This window comes from Streptomyces sp. NBC_00440 (assembly GCF_036014215.1).
Lineage (GTDB): Bacteria > Actinomycetota > Actinomycetes > Streptomycetales > Streptomycetaceae > Streptomyces.
This window is the reverse complement of sequence record NZ_CP107921.1, coordinates 2,863,186-2,881,183: the sequence shown is the minus strand read 5'-3', so window position 1 is coordinate 2,881,183 and position 17,998 is coordinate 2,863,186. Positions and strand designations below refer to the sequence as shown.

At 69.9% G+C, this 17,998-nt stretch carries 18 protein-coding genes and 1 riboswitch; of the genes, 9 read left to right on the top strand and 9 right to left on the bottom strand.

Features of this window, described 5'->3' with window-relative positions; genetic code table 11:
* Positions 1 to 34 precede the first annotated feature (34 nt).
* Positions 35 to 502: a thioredoxin-dependent thiol peroxidase gene (gene bcp / locus OHB13_RS12850; RefSeq protein ID WP_266856617.1), complete on the bottom strand. Its 468-nt coding sequence runs from the start codon at positions 500 to 502 to the stop codon at positions 35 to 37.
* A gap of 138 nt (positions 503 to 640) precedes the next feature.
* Here bcp and OHB13_RS12845 point away from each other — a divergent pair, with 138 nt between their 5' ends.
* The 3 genes from OHB13_RS12845 to OHB13_RS12835 all read left to right on the top strand — a co-directional run bounded on the left by OHB13_RS12845 (position 641) and on the right by OHB13_RS12835 (position 1,858).
* On the top strand, positions 641 to 970 hold the full coding sequence (locus OHB13_RS12845; protein WP_266856619.1) for a DUF3618 domain-containing protein: 330 nt from the start codon (positions 641 to 643) through the stop codon (positions 968 to 970).
* An 89-nt stretch (positions 971 to 1,059) separates the two neighbouring features.
* Positions 1,060 to 1,395, top strand: a complete 336-nt coding sequence (locus tag OHB13_RS12840) for a GroES family chaperonin (RefSeq protein WP_266856621.1) — start codon at positions 1,060 to 1,062, stop codon at positions 1,393 to 1,395.
* 45 nt (positions 1,396 to 1,440) lie between these two features.
* Positions 1,441 to 1,508, top strand: a riboswitch (guanidine-III (ykkC-III) riboswitch).
* Between the two features lie 29 nt (positions 1,509 to 1,537).
* A complete protein-coding gene (locus OHB13_RS12835) occupies positions 1,538 to 1,858 on the top strand; it encodes a DMT family transporter (protein WP_266856623.1) in 321 nt (106 codons plus the stop codon).
* Positions 1,859 to 1,945: 87 nt separating this feature from the next.
* Here the strand turns inward: OHB13_RS12835 and OHB13_RS12830 are convergent, their stop codons facing one another.
* Positions 1,946 to 3,154 carry a GDSL-type esterase/lipase family protein gene (locus tag OHB13_RS12830; protein WP_328377182.1) on the bottom strand — a complete coding sequence of 403 codons (1,209 nt, stop codon included), beginning with the start codon at positions 3,152 to 3,154 and terminating at the stop codon, positions 1,946 to 1,948.
* Between the two features lie 139 nt (positions 3,155 to 3,293).
* Positions 3,294 to 5,504, bottom strand: a complete 2,211-nt coding sequence (locus OHB13_RS12825; protein WP_328377181.1) for a transglycosylase domain-containing protein — start codon at positions 5,502 to 5,504, stop codon at positions 3,294 to 3,296.
* A 273-nt stretch (positions 5,505 to 5,777) separates the two neighbouring features.
* Between OHB13_RS12825 and OHB13_RS12820 the strand changes: the two genes are divergently transcribed.
* Both OHB13_RS12820 and OHB13_RS12815 read left to right on the top strand, forming a co-directional pair.
* On the top strand, positions 5,778 to 6,578 hold the full coding sequence (locus OHB13_RS12820; RefSeq protein ID WP_266856627.1) for an ABC transporter permease: 801 nt from the start codon (positions 5,778 to 5,780) through the stop codon (positions 6,576 to 6,578).
* Entirely contained in the window at positions 6,571 to 7,374 is an 804-nt protein-coding gene (locus OHB13_RS12815; RefSeq protein WP_266856629.1) for an ABC transporter permease, read from the top strand. The genes OHB13_RS12820 and OHB13_RS12815 overlap by 8 nt, the downstream gene beginning before the upstream one ends.
* A 144-nt stretch (positions 7,375 to 7,518) precedes the next feature.
* Here OHB13_RS12815 and OHB13_RS12810 read toward each other — a convergent pair whose 3' ends face one another.
* Complete coding sequence (locus tag OHB13_RS12810; RefSeq protein WP_328377180.1) at positions 7,519 to 9,120, bottom strand: hypothetical protein; 1,602 nt, start codon at positions 9,118 to 9,120, stop codon at positions 7,519 to 7,521.
* A 232-nt stretch (positions 9,121 to 9,352) separates the two neighbouring features.
* Positions 9,353 to 10,093: a class I SAM-dependent DNA methyltransferase gene (locus OHB13_RS12805; RefSeq protein ID WP_328377179.1), complete on the bottom strand. Its 741-nt coding sequence runs from the start codon at positions 10,091 to 10,093 to the stop codon at positions 9,353 to 9,355.
* Positions 10,094 to 10,330: 237 nt separating this feature from the next.
* On the opposite strand from OHB13_RS12805, the gene OHB13_RS12800 reads away from it, so the two are divergent.
* Together OHB13_RS12800 and OHB13_RS12795 are read left to right on the top strand one after the other, a co-directional pair.
* Positions 10,331 to 11,092, top strand: a complete 762-nt coding sequence (locus tag OHB13_RS12800) for a hypothetical protein (RefSeq protein WP_328377178.1) — start codon at positions 10,331 to 10,333, stop codon at positions 11,090 to 11,092.
* Between the two features lie 149 nt (positions 11,093 to 11,241).
* Complete coding sequence (locus tag OHB13_RS12795) at positions 11,242 to 12,207, top strand: ABC transporter ATP-binding protein (RefSeq protein WP_266856637.1); 966 nt, start codon at positions 11,242 to 11,244, stop codon at positions 12,205 to 12,207.
* An 80-nt stretch (positions 12,208 to 12,287) separates the two neighbouring features.
* Here OHB13_RS12795 and OHB13_RS12790 read toward each other — a convergent pair whose 3' ends face one another.
* Entirely contained in the window at positions 12,288 to 13,505 is a 1,218-nt protein-coding gene (locus OHB13_RS12790; RefSeq protein WP_328377176.1) for an SGNH/GDSL hydrolase family protein, read from the bottom strand.
* 124 nt (positions 13,506 to 13,629) lie between these two features.
* On the opposite strand from OHB13_RS12790, the gene OHB13_RS12785 reads away from it, so the two are divergent.
* Positions 13,630 to 14,970, top strand: coding sequence for a DUF445 domain-containing protein (locus tag OHB13_RS12785; protein ID WP_328377175.1), 1,341 nt, complete (start codon positions 13,630 to 13,632; stop codon positions 14,968 to 14,970).
* A 28-nt stretch (positions 14,971 to 14,998) separates the two neighbouring features.
* On the opposite strand, the gene OHB13_RS12780 is transcribed toward OHB13_RS12785, so the two are convergent.
* The gene (locus OHB13_RS12780) at positions 14,999 to 15,298 is read right to left on the bottom strand and encodes a hypothetical protein (RefSeq protein ID WP_266856642.1); all 300 of its coding nucleotides are present in this window, start codon (positions 15,296 to 15,298) and stop codon (positions 14,999 to 15,001) included.
* A gap of 311 nt (positions 15,299 to 15,609) precedes the next feature.
* Between OHB13_RS12780 and OHB13_RS12775 the strand changes: the two genes are divergently transcribed.
* Entirely contained in the window at positions 15,610 to 16,314 is a 705-nt protein-coding gene (locus OHB13_RS12775) for a DUF4232 domain-containing protein (protein WP_328377174.1), read from the top strand.
* 68 nt (positions 16,315 to 16,382) lie between these two features.
* Here OHB13_RS12775 and OHB13_RS12770 read toward each other — a convergent pair whose 3' ends face one another.
* Both OHB13_RS12770 and OHB13_RS12765 read right to left on the bottom strand, forming a co-directional pair.
* Positions 16,383 to 16,850 carry a nuclear transport factor 2 family protein gene (locus tag OHB13_RS12770; RefSeq protein ID WP_328377173.1) on the bottom strand — a complete coding sequence of 156 codons (468 nt, stop codon included), beginning with the start codon at positions 16,848 to 16,850 and terminating at the stop codon, positions 16,383 to 16,385.
* 230 nt (positions 16,851 to 17,080) lie between these two features.
* Positions 17,081 to 17,707 carry a GNAT family N-acetyltransferase gene (locus tag OHB13_RS12765; RefSeq protein ID WP_328377172.1) on the bottom strand — a complete coding sequence of 209 codons (627 nt, stop codon included), beginning with the start codon at positions 17,705 to 17,707 and terminating at the stop codon, positions 17,081 to 17,083.
* Between the last annotated feature and the right edge of the window lie 291 nt (positions 17,708 to 17,998).

Sequence of the window (17,998 nt, the reverse complement as noted above, 5' to 3'; positions counted from 1 at the left end):
ACTTCGGCAACTTCTCGGACCTGTTCGAGGCGTCTCAGAGGCCGAGATCCTTGATGATTTTGGCTACGTGGCCGGTCGCCTTGACGTTATAGAAAGCGTGTTCGACCTTCCCGTTCTCGTCGATGACGAGCGTCGACCTGATGACCCCGGTCACCGTTTTGCCGTAGAGCTTCTTCTCTCCGAACGCGCCGTACGCGGCGAGGGTCTCCTTGGACGGGTCGCCGACCAGCGTGACCTTGAGGGACTCCTTCTCGCGGAATTTCGCGAGTTTCTCCGGCTTGTCCGGCGAGACGCCGATGACGTCGTATCCGGCGCCGGCCAGGAAGTCCAGATTATCCGTGAAGTCGCAGGCCTGCTTGGTGCATCCAGGGGTGAGTGCCGCCGGGTAGAAGTACACGATGACTTTGCGGCCTCGGTGTGCGGCGAGTGAGATCTCGTTGCCGTCCGCGTCGGGCAGGGCGAAGTCGGGGGCGGTGTCGCCGGGCTGCAGTCGCTCGCTCATCAGGCTCTCCTCGGGAGGGTCGGTGACCGTGAGGTACGGATGGGGCAGAGCGTAATAGGGGTGCCGCGGGGTGCGTTCCCGCTGGAGCTGACAGACTGTCGAGCAACGACTACCGGACACGACCACGGAGGCAGCGCAGTGTCGGATGCCACGGATGCCAGGACCCCGGCGCAGATCGAGGCGGACATCGAGACCCGGCGCGCGGATCTCGCGGACACGCTGGACGAGATCGGCGTGCGGCTGCACCCCAGCACGATCGTGGGAGACGCCAGGGCCAAGGTCACATCGGCCGTCGACCAGACCGCGGGGCGCGCGTTCGTCGCGCTGAACCGGGCGGCGAACGGCGTGCGGGCGCAGTTCGTGACGGAGGACGGCGCACCTCGGCTGGAGCGCGTGATTCCGGTGGCGCTGCTCACGGTGGGCGTGGTGGGTCTCTGCGTAACGGCGAAGCGGCGGCGGAGCTGCTGACCCGCCCCGTCCGGCCCGGTGGCCGGCCGGTGGCCCGGGTGCGGACCCTTCGGTGAACACCGCGCCCCGGGCCAGGTAGGTTCGAGCCTGTGAGCGAGAACACCCACGACGACAAGCTGCCCATCCGGATGCTGCACGACCGCGTGCTGGTCAAGTCCGACAGCCCGGAGGGCGAGCGCCGCTCCGGCGGCGGCATCCTGATCCCGGCCACCGCCGCCGTCGGCAAGCGGCTGGCCTGGGCCGAGGTGGTGGCGGTCGGGCAGAACGTCCGGACCGTGGTGCCGGGGGACCGGGTGCTGTACGACCCGGAGGACCGGGCCGAGGTGGAGGTGCGGGGTGTGGCGTACGTCCTGATGCGGGAGCGCGATCTGCACGCGGTGGCTTCGGAGCGGGTGTCCGAGGACTCCACCGGTCTGTATCTGTAGCTCAGCCTGCTGCTCCTGCTGGCTGCTGCCCGCTGGGCACGGTTTTGCTATCGTGGGACGGACCCCGACGAGACGCGCCGTACCGGGCAGATCGACTGTAAAGACGACGCACCCTGCTGATCCGTCTCGCGGAGGTGCCGTCATGGCCTGGATTCTGCTCGTCGTCGCCGGTCTGCTCGAAGTGGCCTGGTCGATCGGGATGAAGTACACCGAAGGTTTTACGAGGCTGTGGCCCAGCCTCTTCACCGGCGCGGGCATTGTCGCGTCCATGCTGCTGCTGTCGCAGGCGGCCAAAACCCTGCCGATCGGTACGGCGTACGGCGTCTGGGTGGGGATCGGCGCGGCCGGTGCGGCGGTGCTCGGCATGGTCGTCCTGGGGGAGCCGGCCACCGCCGCCCGGATCTTCTTCGTCTGCCTGCTGCTGGTCGCGGTCGTCGGCCTGAAGGCGACGTCCGGGCATTAGGCCGTGCATGACGTCCGGGCATGAGGCCGTGCATGAGGTGCGGTCGCGGGCGCCGGACCTGGTTGCGCAGGGCCGGCGCCCGGTGCCTCAAGTGCGGCGGGCCGTGAACGGTCCGCCCGTGCCGAAGGCCAGCGCGGCGAAGCGTTCGCCGATGCGACGGTGGGTCTCGGCGTCCGGGTGGAGCTGGTCGGGCAGCGGCAGTTCGGCGGAGTCCGCCTCGCCGTAGAGCTGGTTGCCGTCGAGGTAGTGCAGGTTGGGGTCGTCGGCCGCCCGCTGCTCCACGATGCGGGAGAGTTCCGCACGGATGATGGTGAGCGTCAGCTTCCCGGCGGCGCGCTCGGCCGGGTCACCGATGGCCCGGAACTCCACCGTCCCCCCGCTGAAGTCCGGGGCGCAGGGGCCCGGGGTGTCCTCATGGATGGGGCAGTGGATCGGCGAGACGACCAGCAACGGTGTGGTGGGGTGTCCCTCGCGGATCGTGTCGAGGAAGCCGTGCACGGCCGGGGCGAAGGCGCGCAGCCGCATCAGGTCGGCGTTGACGATGTTGATGCCGATCTTGACGCTGATCAGGTCCGCCGGGGTGTCCCGCAAGGCGCGGGCCGTGAACGGGTCGAGCAGGGCGCTGCCGCCGAGCCCGATGTTGATGAGCTCCGCGTCGCCGAGCGAGGCGGCCAGCGCCGGCCATGTCGTGGTGGAACTCTCGGCGTTGGAGCCATGGCTGATCGAACTGCCGTGGTGCAGCCACACCTTGCGGCCGCTGTCCGGCACGGGCTCGACGGGGGCGTCGGTGCGCAGCGCGACCAGTTCGGTGACCTCGTTGTACGGCAGCCAGATCTCGATGTCCTTGAGCCCGGCGGCCAGACCGGTGAACCGGACGGTGCCGACCGGGCCGGGCCGGGTCTCCGCGGAACCGGTGGCCAAGTCCACCAGCTGTACGTTGCCGCCCGTCCCGCTCGCCCGGTCGGTCAGGCGGCCGTCGACGAGCAGGTCGTACAGCCCGTCGGGGCGGGGCGGGGCGCCCTGGTAGGCCATCTTGGTGCGGAGCGTGTCCAGTTCGACGGTGGTGGCCCGGGTGCGGATGGCCAGTCGCACGCCGGACGGCTGGGCCTCCGCCATGGCCAGCTGCCCGTCGGAGCACTGAGCGCGGGCCCGGGCGGGCAGTCGGTGCGGCAGGAGGCCGTGCTCGGTGCGTTCCAGGTCGAGGGCGCCCTTCAACAGGTCCGCGGTGATGGGCGTGCTGATCGGGGCGGCGTCGCTGTGCCGGTCGTTGGGCGCGTCGGGGTGCGGGGAGTTCATGATCCCAGCCTGTCAACCGGATTACTGATCCGCACACCCTTTTCAGTGCGCCCTTTTCCGCACACCCTTTTCCGCGCGCCTTTTCAGCCGTCGGTCTGAGCTGCCCGCCGACGGTTCAGCCATCCGTGGTGCCGGTTGTTCAGCCACCGGTGGTGCCGCCCCCTGTGTCGCCGCCGGTGTCCGTGCCTTCGTCCGTCAGCCCGCCGATCACGCCGGGGCTCTCGCTGCTGGGGGTCTCCGACGGCTCCGGGGCCGTCGGAGAGGGCTCGGTGCTCGGCGGTGCGGACGACGGTCCGGTCGGTGCCTCGCTCGGCGATGAGGGCGAAGCCGATGCCGAGGGGGATGCGGAGCTCTTGGCCGGGGTGGGCAGCGGTTCCTGGCGCGCACCCGACTGGAGGTCGAGGTGGAAGGGGGTGCGCGGGGTGCCCGCGAGTGCGGCCCCCGTGTACTGGCCCCAGATCTGCGCGGGTGCGCCGCCGCCGTTGATGCGGGGCAGGCCGAGTGCCCCGTACAGCGGCTTCTGCACCCCGGTGTTCGGGTCCTGGCCCATCACGGAGATGACGGTCGACAGGTCCGGGGTGTATCCGGCGAACCAGGCGGCCTTGTCGTTCTCCGCGGTGCCGGTCTTGCCCGCCGCGGGCCGCCCGGCGGACTTGGCCGCGGTGCCGGTGCCGCTCGCGACGACGCTCTTCAGGATCGATGTGGTGGTGTCCGCGGCCTGGCGGCTGACGCCCTGGACGGTGGTCTTCTTCGGCAGCGCGAGCTTCTCGCCGTTCTTGGTGACCTTCTCGATGAGGGTGTACGTCCCGTGCTTGCCGTGGCCCGCGAGTGTCGCGTACGCCTCGCTCATGTCCAGCACGCTGGCGGTGGCGGGGCCGAGTGCGATGGAGGGGTACGGGTTGAGGTCGGGGGTGTTCTTCGGGATGCCGAGGTCGATCGCGGTCTGCTCGACCTTGGACGGGCCGACGTCCTCGGCCATCTGCGCGTACACCGCGTTGACGGACTTGTCGGTGGCGGTGGAGACGGTGATGCGGCCGTACGACACGTCGTCCTCGTTGCCCGGCGCGTAGCCGGTCGATCCGTTCGGGCCCTGCACCGTGCGGTGGTTGGTGCCGTCGTAGATGGTGCTCGGGGTGATCCTGCGCCCGTCCTGGGTGGTCGAGCGGTTCTCCACGGCCGAGGCGAAAACGTACGGCTTGAAGGTGGAACCGACCTGGTAGTCCCGGCGGGTGGCGTTGTTGACGTACTGCTTCGTGTAGTCGACGCCGCCGTACATCGCGACGACCTTGCCCGTGTCGGGTTCCACCGATGCGCCGCCGACGCGGACGTTGCGGTCGGCGCTGCGGCTCTTGCTGAGCTTGCTGTTCACCTGGTCGTTCACCGCGCTGGTGAGCGCGTGCTGCTTGCTGCGCTGGAGGGTGGTGGTGATGCGGTAGCCGCCGGTGGCGAGCGTGTCCTCGTCGATGATCTTGTTGCTGGTGAGGTCGTCCTTGACGGCCTGGACGAGGTACCCGCGCTGTCCGGAGAGGCCGGACGAGGGCCTGACCTTTCCGGGCACCGGGAACTTCTCCTTGGCGCGAGCCCCGGGGCTGAGCCACTTCTTCTTGACCATGCCGTCGAGTACGTAGTTCCAGCGGGCCTCGGCCCGGCCCTTGTTCCCGGGGTGCACCACGACGTCGTACGCGCTGGGGGCATTGAGCAGGGACGCGAGGTAGGCGCCCTGGGCGATGTCGATGTCCTGGATGTTCTTGCCGTAGTACGCCTGGGCGGCGGCCTGGATGCCGTAGGCGTTGCGCCCGAAGTAACTGGTGTTGAGATAGCCCGCGAGGATGTCGTTCTTGCTCTCCTCGCGGTCGAGCTTGATCGAGATGAAGAACTCCTTGACCTTGCGGCTGATGGTCTGTTCCTGGCCGAGGTAGTAGTTCTTGACGTACTGCTGGGTGATGGTCGAGCCGCCCTGGGTGCCCTTGCCGGTCACGGTGTTCCAGGCGGCGCGGACCATCGCCTCGGGGTCGATGGCGCTCTCGGAGTAGAAGTTGCGGTCCTCGGCGGAGAGCGCGGCGTGCTGGACGCCGATGGGGATCTGGGAGAGCTGCACGCTCTCGCGGTTGACCTGGCCGTCGCGGGCCAGTTCGGTGCCGTCGGAGTAGAGATAGACGTTGCTCTGCGCGGTGGCTGCGGTGTTGGCGGTGGGGATGTCGACGAGGTTGTAGCCGGCGATGAGCCCCCCGATGATCAGTACGAGGATCACCAGGACGGTGCCCAGGACCATCCGCCAGGTGGGGATCAGCCGCCGCCAGCCCTTGCGTTGGGGGCGCTTGCGCTTCTTGGCCGCTTGCTCGTCGCTCACTGTCTCTCCAGCGTCCGGCACAAAGGTGTCGTCAGGGGCGTCATGGGGGCGTCATGGGGGATGTCGCGAAAGGGGTCGTAAACGGTGCTGTATGGGGTGAATCGTGTTGTACGCCCATAAAACACTGTTGGGGCGCCCGGTTCGAACTGGACGGATTATTCGGTCGCGGCGTGTGCTCCCCCTGGACTATGCTCGTGCGCTTTGGTGCTTGCACGGGGGGAGCGGCCCGGGGCGGGCCGGACAGGGCGGAACAAACCGGGGGAGGAGGCTCGTATGCGGCTGTACGCGGTCGTGGCCGCAGGGGGGTTCCGGCGCTTCGCCACCTACCGGGTGGCCACGGCGGCGGGGGTGTTCACCAACACCGTCTTCGGCTTCATCATGGCGTACACATACATCGCGCTCTGGGACGAACGCCCGCACCTGGGCGGCTACGACCAGCCGCAGGCCCTCACCTATGTGTGGCTCGGCCAGGCGATGCTGACGACGATGGCGTTCATGGGCGGCGGCCTGGAGGACGAGCTCATCGAGCGTATCCGCACGGGCGACATCGCGATCGACCTCTACCGCCCCGCCGACCTGCAACTCTGGTGGATGGCAAGCGACTTGGGGCGGGCCGGGTTCCAGCTCATCGGGCGCGGGGTGGCGCCCATGGCGCTGGGGGCGCTCGCGTTCCACCTCGCGCTGCCGGCCGACCCTTTCGTGTGGCTCGCGTTCCTGGTCGCGCTCCTCTTCGGGGTGATTGTCAGCTTCGCGATCCGCTATCTCGTGGCGCTCTCCGCGTTCTGGCTGATGGACGGGGCGGGCGTCGCCCAGATCGCGGGGATCGCCGGGATGTTCTTCTCCGGGATGCTGCTGCCGCTGAACCTCTTCCCCGGGGTGCTGGGCGAGGTGGCCCGGCTGCTGCCCTGGTCGGTGCTGCTCCAGGTGCCGGCCGACATCATCCTGGGCCGGCGGACCGGCTGGGACCTGGTGTCGGCGTACGCCTTCCAGCTCGGCTGGGCCGTGGTGCTGCTCGGCGCCGGGCGGCTGCTCCAGTCCGCCGCGACGCGGAGGGTGGTGGTGCAGGGTGGCTGAGGGGCTGCGCGCGTACTGGCTGATCGCCGGGATGTGGATCCGCTCGACGATGGCGTACCGGGCGTCGTTCGTGATGACGGCTCTCGGCAACTTCGCGGCGACCGGGCTCGACTTCGCCGCGATCCTGCTGATGTTCTCGCACGTCAACCGGCTCGGCGGCTACTCGCTGGGCGAGATCGCCTTTCTGTACGGGACCGCTTCGAGCGCGTTCGGCTTCTCCGACCTGGTGATGGGCTCGATGGACCGGCTGGGCCGCCGGGTGCGCGACGGGACGCTGGACACCCTCCTGGTGCGCCCCGTCCCGGTGATCGCCCAGATCGCCGCGGACCGCTTCGCCCTGCGCAGGCTGGGCCGGATCACCCAGGGGCTGCTGGTTCTCGGGTACGCCCTGGCGGTCGTCGACGTCCACTGGACGCCGCTGAAGGTCCTGATGGTGCCAGTGATGGTGATCAGCGGCGCGGTGGTCTTCTCCGCGGTGTTCGTGACGGGGGCGGCGTTCCAGTTCTGGGCGCAGGACGCGTCGGAGGTGCAGAACTCCTTCACCTACGGAGGGGCGACGCTGCTTCAGTACCCGCCGACGGTCTTCGCGAAGGACCTGCTGCGCGGGGTGACCTTCGTCATCCCGCTGGCCTTCGTCAACTGGCTGCCCGCGCTGTATGTGCTGGGGCGGCCGTACCCGCTGGACCTGCCGGAGTGGCTGGCGTTCCTGCCGCCGCTGGTGGCGGGGGTGTGCTGTGCGGCGGCAGGAGTGGCGTGGCGGGCGGGGCTCAGGTCGTACCGGAGTACGGGGAGTTAGAACTTCTCGGAGCTTGCCGGTCATCAACGCGTCGTCGTGATCCTGTTGTTGGCCCCGTCCGGAATCGCGTACCACAACGGCGAGCCCTGGAACGGAGAGCAACAGCTTGATTCCCGGCAAGCCCTCGCATGCCCTCGCAAGCCGTCAGCTCGACGCGAGCTGGTTGGCGATCTCCTTCTGCCACTTCTCGGCATCGGCGGAGTCGTTCAGGGACTGCGTCCACTGCTCCGTCGTCATGTGCAGGTTTGCGGGGCCTGCCTTCAGCGCGACGAGCAGTTCCCGGGCCGAGGCACGATACTCCGGCGAGGTCTGCCGACCGGCGGAGGTCTCGGGGCCCGCGGCGAGACCGTAGAGGGTGCGCGCCATGGCATCGCGCTTGCTGTGCTCGGCCTTCTTCCAGAACTTCAGCGCTTCCTTGAGCGCGTCCTGGCGGGAGGCGGGCTCGGAGGCGGCCGGGCCACCCTCTTCCGTGGGCGGGGCCCAGCGGTCGGGGTGACGGGCGCCCTCGTAGCGCTTCTTGCCGGCGCGCCCGGCCTTGTACGCGGTGACCGAGAGCAGCAGCCCTGCCGCTGTTGCGGCCAGGCCCCAGCCGGCCGGGTTGGTCGCCAGCGCCCCCGTGGCAGCCGCTGCGATCGTCACCGCGCCGCCTGCCGACCTCGCGCCGTCTCCGACCGCGCCGACGCCCTGCTTCCAGAGCTTGTTGCGCTGCTTCGCCAGGGCGTAGTCCCGGGTGGTGTTGAGGACGTTGGTGTCCTCCGCGTTCTTGAGGTCCCCGGCGGCCTTCTCGATGGTCGAGAAGGCGCCACTGGCACGGTCCAGGGCGGCGCCCAGCCGGTCCGAGAGGCCGTCCTCGTCGCCGTCGTGGGCGCGCTCCAACGCGACATAGGCCTGCGCGAGCGCCCAGTGGCTCTCCACCTCCGCCTCGCGGAGCCGGTTGAGCTCGGGGTCGTCCACCTTCGGGGGCACCTCGATCTTCTTGACGGCCCGGTACTTGCGTGTCGTCAGCCCGAACCGACGCGTCGCACGGACGCTCTTGACGCCCGCGACGGCGCCGATCACCCCGCCACCGGCCTCAGCGACACCCGCTGCCGTCACGACGGCCTCCGCGGCCAGGGAGTTCTTGGCGACGCCGATGACGTCGGAGCTGTAAGTAGCCAGGTTCTGGATCGCGTCGAGCGTCTTGGAGCGGAACTTCTTGTGTGGGGCGTGGGAGGAGGCGCCCGCCGGGTTCTCCTTGGATTCCTTGTGCGCCTTGCGTGCGTCGATGACGTTGTTGACCGCCGTGACGCCGTCGGTGACGCCCATCTCGGCGCCGGCCGCGGCCGAGGACGCGCCGACCTGCTCCGACAGATGCGTGTCGGCGGCCTGGGACGCGTGCAGGTTCATCTCCGCGTTGGCCGGGACCAGACCGCGCAGGACGAAGGTGTCGAGGACGTCGAGGTGCTTGTTGGCCCGCTCCAGCGCACTGGCGATCCGCTCCCGGATGTTCAGCCCGGTACGGGACGTCTTCGCCTGCGGCTTGCCCGTCGTCCCGTCACCGGAGGCCTTCGCCGCGTTGTCCTCCGCGAGACGCTGGACAACGGCGGACGCGGCCCTGTTGCCGGCGAGCGCCTGTATCGACCCCATCATCGGTCCGACGCCGTGGAGGTGGGGCGCCCCCGCCAGGTTCTCCGGGCCGCGTGAGACAGGCCGGGGCCGTCGAACGGCCGACTGCCGGGTGCGGTAGTCGAAAGCAGTGTTACCCACCGGTATCCTTCCGTGCTCGTGCTGTCGCCGGGTGCGTGGCAAGACGTGGCAAGACGGGGCCTCCGGCGGGTCCTTGCTTTCTTCACAGTATTGACTGCCTGCCGACTCCCGCGGAAGGGTTTCTCGTCTCACATCGGTTCTATACGCCGGTTCGTGGCCGTCGGACCGCCGATCAGGCCGTGTGGCGCTGGTGCTGGTGCCGGCACGTCGGTGGTGGCAGCGTCATCCGCCCTCAGGCCGGCTTGCGCCACACGGAGATGTGCTTCGTGGAGTCCTGGGTGAACGGCGCCCCGTCCCAGTCCGTGACGCGACGATCCAGTTCGAGCCCGGCGATCCGTGCCATCAGGTCGAGCTCGGCCGGCCACGCGTACCGGTGCCGGGAGTTGCCGCGACGGTAGCGGCCGTCGTCGCCGTCCCGGGTGAAGTGGTGTGAGACGAGCATCTGTTGGACCAGGTCGAAGGTGTCGAAGCCGAGATGCCGCTCAGAGACGTCGAACGGCACCGCGACCTGGCCGGGCGGCAGGAACCGCAGCGGTGGTACGCCCAGCTCGATGACGAACCGGCCGCCGGGCGCCAGATGACGTGCGGCGTTACGGAAGCACTCGACCTGCTCGTCCTGCGTGAGCAGGTTCGTGATGGTGTTGTAGACGAGATAGACCAGAGTGAACTCGCCGGGGACGACGGTGGTAGCCATGTCCCCGATCGTTACGGGGAGGGTGTTCCCGTCGATCTTGCGCCGGAGCACCGCTGCCATGTGCTCGGACAGTTCGATGCCCACTACCGGCACGCCGCGTTCCCGGAGCGGGACGCCCACTCGTCCGGTCCCGATGGCGAACTCCAGGGCCCGGCCATCTCCGGCGAGTTCGGCGAGGAAGGCGAGAGCCGGTCCGAGAACGGCGGCCGAAGACGTCTCGTTCTCCTGGGCGTCGTAGCGGTCGGCGGTCGCGCGGGTCCACAGTTCGCTGCTCGTCACGGGCGGCCACTTTGCCGGGTGCTGAGGGCGCTGTCGACGTATTTACCCCCATGCATTTACCTTCGCGTATTTACCTTCCACCGGCTCCGGCCACACAGTTCAGGGCGGGCCGGTCGGGACGTTCCGGGGGCACTCTCTGGAGCACCACACCCTGACGTGGGGTCAGGCGCGCCTCAGGGTAAGGCGGGGGGCTTCCCCCATGGTGGCCCGGCGGGACGCGACGGCAGGCTGGGAAACATGCAGACCACAGTGAAGCGCCCCTCGACCGTCCGCCGCGGGGCCGCCGGGCTCGCCTTCGCCGCCGCCCTCGCGGCCATGGCCACCGGTGCGGCGAGCGCCCCCGCCGTCGCTGCCGACGCGCCTCCCGCCCCCGCGTACGACTTCAGCGACTGCCCGGACATCCCGGCGGGTGTCGAAGCGGCCGACTGGAAGTGCGAAGTCCTCACCGCCACCGGCTCGTTGACCCTCGGTAGTCGCAGCATTCCGGAGCTGGCTCCGATGACCATCACCCATGCCGAGGGCCCGCTGCCCGACGGGAGTGACGGGCAGGTCTGGGGTGCCCTGCGCAGCGCCCCGTCCGCTGTCCCCGGCGGGCTTTCCGGCCACGCCTCCAGCCGTAACCCGCTGCTCTCGCTGTCCCTCCGACCGGAGTACGGCGGCCGGTCCGACTTCTACTCCGTCGGGAACAGCCTGGGCCTGTTCACCCTGCGCTTCCGCGTCCTCAGCCCCCTGCTGGCGCACAGCTGCGTCATCGGCGCCGACAACCCCGTCGAACTGCACCTGAAGCGAGCAGGTGACTCCCAGTGGGTCTCGAAGAACCCTCCGGTCATCACGTTCGACGCGTACGACGACGCCTTCACCGTCCCTGCCGCCGACGGCTGCGGGCCGCTGGGCAGGCTCGTCAACGACCGGCTGGGCCTCTCGGCGGCGTCCGGGAACGCGATCACCTTGTCCGCGCAGTACACCTTCAAGACGTACGACCAGCTTCCGCCGCGCTGACGCCACCCGTTCCCGGCCGGGCGGCGCCCGGCGATATCCGCTCGCTGCGCGAGGGCGGCCGTTGGTACGCTCGCCGACTCATGGAATGGAAGTGAACGCAATGCGGTGCCGAAGCCACCTGACCTCCGGACCAGGGGAGTCGGCCTGCCATGGATGATGACTTCATCGAACTCGAAGCCCTGGAAAAGGTCTTCGACGTACGCCGCAAGTCCGGCTTCCTGCGCAGGGAGAAACACCAGGTCCGCGCCGTCGACGGCATCAGCTTCCGGGTACCCCGGGGCGAGATGGTCGGCTACATCGGTCCGAACGGCGCGGGCAAGTCCACCACCATCAAGATGCTCACCGGCATCCTCACCCCCAGCGCCGGACGCATCCGCGTCGCCGGCCTCGACCCCTCCCGCGAGCGGACGAAGCTCGCGCAGCGCATCGGCGTGGTCTTCGGCCAGCGCACCACCCTCTGGTGGGACCTGCCGCTGCGCGACTCGTACCGGCTGGCCCACCGGATGTACCGCATCCCCGACGACCGGTTCCGCGAGAACATGGACCGCTGTGTCGAACTGCTCGACCTCGCGGAGCTGCTGGAGGTCCCGGTACGACAGCTCTCGCTCGGCCAGCGGATGCGCGGCGACATCGCGGCGGCCCTGCTGCACGATCCGGAGGTCCTCTATCTGGACGAGCCGACGATCGGCCTCGATGTCATATCCAAGGCCAAGGTCCGCGGCTTCCTGCGGGACCTGAACGCCGAGCTCGGCACCACCGTCCTGCTCACCACGCACGACCTGACCGACATCGAGCAGCTCTGCAAGCGGGTGATGGTGATCGACCACGGCCGGCTGATGTACGACGGTGCGCTGGCGGGGCTGCACGAGGTGGGCGAGAGCGAGCGGACCCTGGTGGTGGATCTGGAGCAGGAGCTGCCGCCGATCGACATTCCGTCGGCCCGCACTGTCCGGGTGGAGGGGCCCCGGCAGTGGCTGGCGTTCCCGGCGTCGGCCTCGGCCGCCCCGCTCGTCGCGGCCGTCGCCGCCGCGTACCCGCTGGTCGACCTCGCGGTACGGGAGCCGGACATCGAGGCCGTCATCGCGAAGATGTACGCGGACCGGGACTTCCGGTAGCCGCCCGCCGGAAGGAGGCGCCCGCGGTGGGTGCTTTCGGTGGGGCGCTTCCGGAGAGTGCTCCGGCAGGGGGCAGACCCTCAGGCGCTGGCAGGCGCCGACGTGGTCAGGGTGTTCAGGTCCACGGTCATCGCCATCCTGCGGTACCCGGCGTCGCTCGGGTGCAGGTGGTCGCCGGAGTCGTAGCCGGGCCGGAGCCTGCTCGGGGCGTACGGGTCGCGCAGGGCCCTGTCGAAGTCGACCACCGAGTCGTAGACACCGCCCGCCCTGATGGTCGCGTTGACCTGCTGGCGTACGGCCTCCAGCCGCGGAGTCACCCCGAGGTGGCCGCCGAACGGCATCAGCGTCGCTCCGACCACGTGCAGCCCCCGCGCCCGCGCTTCCTGGGCCAGCTTGCGCAGCCCGTCGGTGATCTGCCGTGCGGTCACGTTGTGCGGCAGCCGCAGGACGTCGTTGATGCCGAGTTCGAAGACGACCGACTTCACACCGGAGCGCCCGAGCACATCACGGTCGAAGCGGTCGAGGCCGCTCTGCCCCTTGCCGGCGAGCAGGACGCGGTTGCCGCTGATGCCCTCGTTCAGTACCCCGTAGTGGCCGGCGAGCCGGGTGGCGAGTACGTCCGTCCAGCGCTGGTTGGTGTCCGCGGTGGAGGTGATGCCGTCGGTGATCGAGTCGCCGAAGACCACGACCGAGCCGCGGGCCTCGTGGGTGAGGACGTCCACGGCGGTGAGGTAGCGCCAGTAGGGCGTCTCGACGGTGTGGCCGCCGAGGCTGGCGTACGAGATCTGCCGGGCGTGCGGGTGGTACGTGACCGGGCCGCTCGGCGCCGGGGTGGTGAAGGAGACCGTCACATTGCCGTTGCTCGGGATCTGGATGCGGGCCGCGTCGCTGATGGTCTGCCCGCCGGCCGGGATCGTGACGTAGTGGCGCCCGTCGAACGTCACCGCCTGGATCGAGCCGTCGGCCGAGACGGATGCCTCGGTGATCTTCAGCGGCTGGGTGCCGAAGAGGTTGGAGAGGGTGATCCGGGTCAGCGAGCCGCCGATGCTGGTGTGCACGACGTTACGGATGGTGCTCCCGGGGAGGCCGTTCGGTGTACCGGGCTCGGGCCCGACGGGCGCCGCGGACCAGGTGCCCGTCCAGTTGCCGGACGCGGGCACCCCCGACGAGACCCGCGACGGGGTTCCGGCGGAGACCGTGGTGGCCGGGGATTTCACCATGGCGAAGATGCCAACGGAAACGAGCGTCACCACTGCCGCAAGCGTGGCGAGCAGGGCGTAACCACGGCTCCTGGTCATGAGCGGTCGGTCTCCTCGGGAACTCGGCGTGCGTCCCAGGAGTAGCTGAGGCAGGGACAATACGCACGGGGCGGTACAGGTGCAGGAACGGAAACGGGCGGAACGGGCGGAGCAGGCGGAGCTGATGGAACGTACTGGCAGGGAAACGGAAGTCGGAGCCGGACCTGGGACGGAAGGCGTCACAGGCACCGCGCCACTGGGCTCCGTTGCCTACAGCGCGGCCGATGAGGAGAAGCGCCGTGGGGTCCGCCGTATGAAGACGACGGCCACCGGACTTCTCCTTCTGGTCGCTCTCATTTTCGTACTCGCCACTTGGGCTTCGCACACCGGGGCAGGGTCGTGGGCCGGGTATGTCGCCGCGGCGGCTGAGGCGGGCATGGTGGGTGCGCTGGCCGACTGGTTCGCCGTGACGGCACTGTTCCGCCGGCCACTTGGCCTCCCCATCCCTCATACCGCAATCATCCCCAACAAGAAAGACCAGCTTGGGGAGTCACTTGGTTCCTTCGTTGGGGAAAATTTTCTGTCGGAATCTGTCGTACGGGCAAGATTGCGGGCCGTCGGCATCGGCGGACGGCTCGGATCCTGGCTCGCTGAACCGGAACACGCCGACCGGGTGACGGCGGAGCTGTCGACGGCGCTGCGCGGCGCGCTGACCGTGCTGCGCGACTCGGACGTCCAGGCGGTGGTCGGTGAGGCGATCACCCGCCGTGCGGAGGCCGCCGAGGTCGCACCCGGTCTCGGGAAGATGCTGGAGAAGGTCGTCGCAGACGGGGGCCACCGGCGGGTCGTCGACCTGGTCTGCATGCGGGCCCACGACTGGCTCACCGTCCACTCCGATTCGGTGATGGACGCGGTGCAGGGCGGGGCGCCGGGGTGGACGCCGCGGTTCGTCGACAAGAAGATCGGCGACCGCGTCTACAAGGAGCTGCTGCGCTTCATCACCGAGATGCGCGACATGCCCGAGCATCCGGCGCGTGGCGCCCTCGACCGCTTCCTGGCGGACTTCGCGTCCGACCTCCAGTCCGACACCGACACCCGGGCGCGGGTGGAGCGCCTCAAGTCGGAGCTGGTGGGCCGCTCGGAGGTGCAGGACGTCATCGCCTCGGCGTGGGCCTCGGTACGCACCATGATCATCTCGGCGGCGGAGGACGAGCAGAGCGAACTGCGGCTGCGGGCCCGCGCCTCGCTGCTGTCTCTGGGCGCCCGGCTGGCGACCGACGCCCGCCTCCAGCAGAAGCTGGAGGGGTGGCTGGAGGACGCGGCGGTGTACGTGGTGACGACGTACCGCGGCGAGATCACGTCCCTGATCTCGGACACGGTGGCGGGCTGGGACGGCGAGCAGACGTCCCGCAAGATCGAGGCACACATCGGCCGTGACCTGCAGTTCATCAGGATCAACGGCACGGTCGTCGGTGCGCTGGCCGGCCTGGCGATCTACGCGGTGTCGCACGCCCTGGGGGCGTAGCCCATCGGCCTGCCCCAGACGCCAGACGCTAGGCGCGGCGGGCGACCACCGTCGAGGCCACGGCGACAGCACCGGCCACCGAGAACACGGCGGGCCAGGCGCCGATCTTCTTCGCGAGCGGGTGGGACCCGCCGAACGCGGCGAGGTAGACACCGGTGAGGGCGGCGGCCTTGGCCGTACCGGCCTCCTGCTGCCACTGCCGGGCGGCGACCGCACCGGCGGCGGCGAGCGCCACGCCCCCGAGGGGACGCTTCCTGGTCCAGCGGGCCACGGCGAAACCGCCGACGAGACCGGTGGCTGCTACGGCTGCTGCGGGAATCTTTGCCATGAGGACGAGGCTAATGGCGCGGATTCGGAGGCCGGTGGCGGGGTGGGGATCGGGGGTCGAGAGCCGAGAGCCGAGGGGAGGAGGGAGGGGGGAGGGGGCGGGCACGGTCGGCGTACGTGTGGGTGCAGAAAGGGGGCGAGGGCAGGCGGCCGGTCGAGCTGCGGCGGTGGGTGGATGGCTGTTACAGCTTCCGGACAATTTCCGTCCCGGGCTCCGTGAACTCCCCCTGGAGGGCACACATCTCACTTCCCGTAAGGCGCACTGGACACGGGGAGCGCCGGACGGAGATCCGGCGCCGGAGAAGAGGAACCATGACCGCCAAGCTCACTCGCGCAGTCCGTTGCACCGCCGCCGTGCTGGCGGTCATCGCGGTCGGCGCGGGCGCCACCGCGTGCGACTCGTCATCCGGGTCGACCTCTTCCAAGGCCGGCGGGTGGTCCGGCCTCCAGGGTGGGTCGCAGGAGAAGGCGCAGGCGGCCGGGGACAGCATGAAGAACGTGAAGAAGATGGCCGAGAAGGGCTCACGCACCGACGCGGTGAACCTCGCCTCCACCGCCTCCACCACGGGCGCGGAGAGCAAGCGCTGCCACACCGGCGAACTGACCTTCAATTGGGGCGGCCCGCACGGAGGAGCCCCGGACATGCAGGCCGACTACCAGCAGATGGCCACGGTCCGGCTCGCCAACAGCGGCAACCGCACCTGCACCCTGCACGGCTTCCCCGGTGTCCGCCTGATCAGCACGACCGGCGAGACCTGGGACCTGCCCCGCTCCTCGGACAAGTCCAGCACCATGACCCTGAGCCCCGGCGACGACACCTCCATGGTCTCCATGAACATCCTGCCGCTCCCCAACGCCATGAAGGGCCCCAAGCCGTTCAAGGTGAGCCAGGTCCTGATCACGCCGCCCGACGAGACCACCCACGTCACCCTCAAGTGGCCCTACGGCGGTGCCGTCCTGGACCAGTCCGGAGCCACTCGCCCCGGCACCTTCGTCAACCCGATCGGCATCGGCTGAACGCACGGCGCCATCACGCCACCGCGGCGGGGCGAGGCCTCAAGCTGTGCACTGACAGGCGGGCAGGGTCAGTTGGCCCGCGCCGCCGCCCACCCGCATGTCTCCGCGATGGCCGCCGTGTCCCAGTAGAACGGCCGGACCTCGCTGATCCGACCGCCCCGTACCGCGACCGTCTGAAGGATCGGAAAGGCGATCTCCCGGCCGGTGGCGCGGGAGCGCGCCTCGATGCGGTGGAGCACCACGAGGGTCTCGCCGGTGGCGAGGATCTCCTGCCCGGCCATCCGGAAGGACTCCCAAGTCCGGCTCATCGCACGGAAGAAGCGGGCCATGCCGTCGTGTCCGTGCCAGGTCCCGCCGTACGGAAGCCCGGCCGCCTGATGCAGTACGACATCGGGGGCGAAGAACGGCGCCAGGATGTCGAAGCCGACCGCGTCCGGGCCGCCGGCGGCGAGATAGCGGGCCTCGGCCGCGTACATGCTCTGGAGCACGGCCAGCGGTTCACGTGCGGCTGCTGTCGCTGATGGGGTCTCTGTCATGCACCCGAGCCTGGCGGCGGCGGGCGCGCGGTGCTGGCGGCCATCGGACGTCACGTCGGCCGGATGGCGATCATCCAGTTGCCGGGGCCGCACCGGCCTCGTTGCTGCTGAACTCGAAGCGATCGAGGCGGGGGCGCTGCCGCAGGGGGTGGAGCGCCGGCTGGCGCGGTTGTGGCCGGACCGGTAGGAGCTACCGGGGAGTTTCCCGGGTGGTTTCTGCCGGTCCGGAGTTACCGGGGCGCGTCCCGGGCCGGCGCGGCGACGGCACTGTACGTACGCCCACCCGCGACGAAGTCACCGAGCGGACACATGCCGAAACCGTCCACGTGGACGCGCCACGACGCCTGGTTCTCGGCCTCGATGAAGGCGACCACGGCATCGGCCCGGCCCCCGGCAGCCTCGACCGCCAGCTCGAACAGCCCCCTGGCCACGCCGCGCCCCCGGAAGGCGGCGTCGACCACGACCGGCCCGTACATCAGCCAGCGCGACGCGCTCAGCGGCTGACCCTGCCAGCGCAGGGAGTCCTGGGCGTCGAGCAGCGCGCGTACGGGCGGCGGCGGGCTGGACAGCCGCTCGGCCGAGGACAGAGCAAGAAGCCCCACTACGCGGCCGGCGCGACCGCGAGCATCCGGGCCACCCGTGCTGTCCTGGCCGTCCGCGCCACCTTGTTCACCTGCGTCATCAGCGACGAGGAGACTTCCGTCCCGGACCATCGCACGCAGGGCGGCAGCGTCAAAGTTGCCCTGCACGAATCCCTGCTCGGAGCGTTGCTGCTCGGTGAGGGCATCGCGACGGTTGGCGGCGAAGAGCTCCGCCATGGCGGGCACATCGGCCTCAGTGGCATACCGGTACTGCATGGTGCCGATGCTCCCACGGCCGGAACCGCGACGAGAAAGAGGCGGCGACGTTTCACTGACGCGTCGGCCCGCCCCAGCACACTCAGCCGTTCGGTTGTTCCGGCGGCTCCGGCTGAGGCGCGGTCTGCGGATACGGGACGAACATGCTCAGGCGATAGGTGGTCGGCGGCTCCGCACGACCGGGACCGGGACCGGGATCGGGGTCGGAGTTGGGACCGGGACCGGGACCGGGATCGGGACCGGGGTCGGGACCAGAGTTGGGACCCGGGTTGGGACCGCGCAGCGTGTCCA

What these genes read in the sequence shown, in the direction of transcription:
- OHB13_RS12790 (WP_328377176.1), bottom strand. Translation starts at nt 13,505, where the DNA reads ATGACCAGGAGCCGTGGTTACGCCCTGCTCGCCACGCTTGCGGCAGTG.
- OHB13_RS12795 (WP_266856637.1), top strand. Translation starts at nt 11,242, where the DNA reads ATGGATGATGACTTCATCGAACTCGAAGCCCTGGAAAAGGTCTTCGAC.
- OHB13_RS12770 (WP_328377173.1), bottom strand. Translation starts at nt 16,850, where the DNA reads ATGACAGAGACCCCATCAGCGACAGCAGCCGCACGTGAACCGCTGGCC.
- OHB13_RS12820 (WP_266856627.1), top strand. Translation starts at nt 5,778, where the DNA reads ATGCGGCTGTACGCGGTCGTGGCCGCAGGGGGGTTCCGGCGCTTCGCC.
- OHB13_RS12800 (WP_328377178.1), top strand. Translation starts at nt 10,331, where the DNA reads ATGCAGACCACAGTGAAGCGCCCCTCGACCGTCCGCCGCGGGGCCGCC.
- OHB13_RS12780 (WP_266856642.1), bottom strand. Translation starts at nt 15,298, where the DNA reads ATGGCAAAGATTCCCGCAGCAGCCGTAGCAGCCACCGGTCTCGTCGGC.
- OHB13_RS12765 (WP_328377172.1), bottom strand. Translation starts at nt 17,707, where the DNA reads ATGCAGTACCGGTATGCCACTGAGGCCGATGTGCCCGCCATGGCGGAG.
- OHB13_RS12785 (WP_328377175.1), top strand. Translation starts at nt 13,630, where the DNA reads ATGGAACGTACTGGCAGGGAAACGGAAGTCGGAGCCGGACCTGGGACG.
- OHB13_RS12775 (WP_328377174.1), top strand. Translation starts at nt 15,610, where the DNA reads ATGACCGCCAAGCTCACTCGCGCAGTCCGTTGCACCGCCGCCGTGCTG.
- OHB13_RS12835 (WP_266856623.1), top strand. Translation starts at nt 1,538, where the DNA reads ATGGCCTGGATTCTGCTCGTCGTCGCCGGTCTGCTCGAAGTGGCCTGG.
- bcp (WP_266856617.1), bottom strand. Translation starts at nt 502, where the DNA reads ATGAGCGAGCGACTGCAGCCCGGCGACACCGCCCCCGACTTCGCCCTG.
- OHB13_RS12830 (WP_328377182.1), bottom strand. Translation starts at nt 3,154, where the DNA reads ATGAACTCCCCGCACCCCGACGCGCCCAACGACCGGCACAGCGACGCC.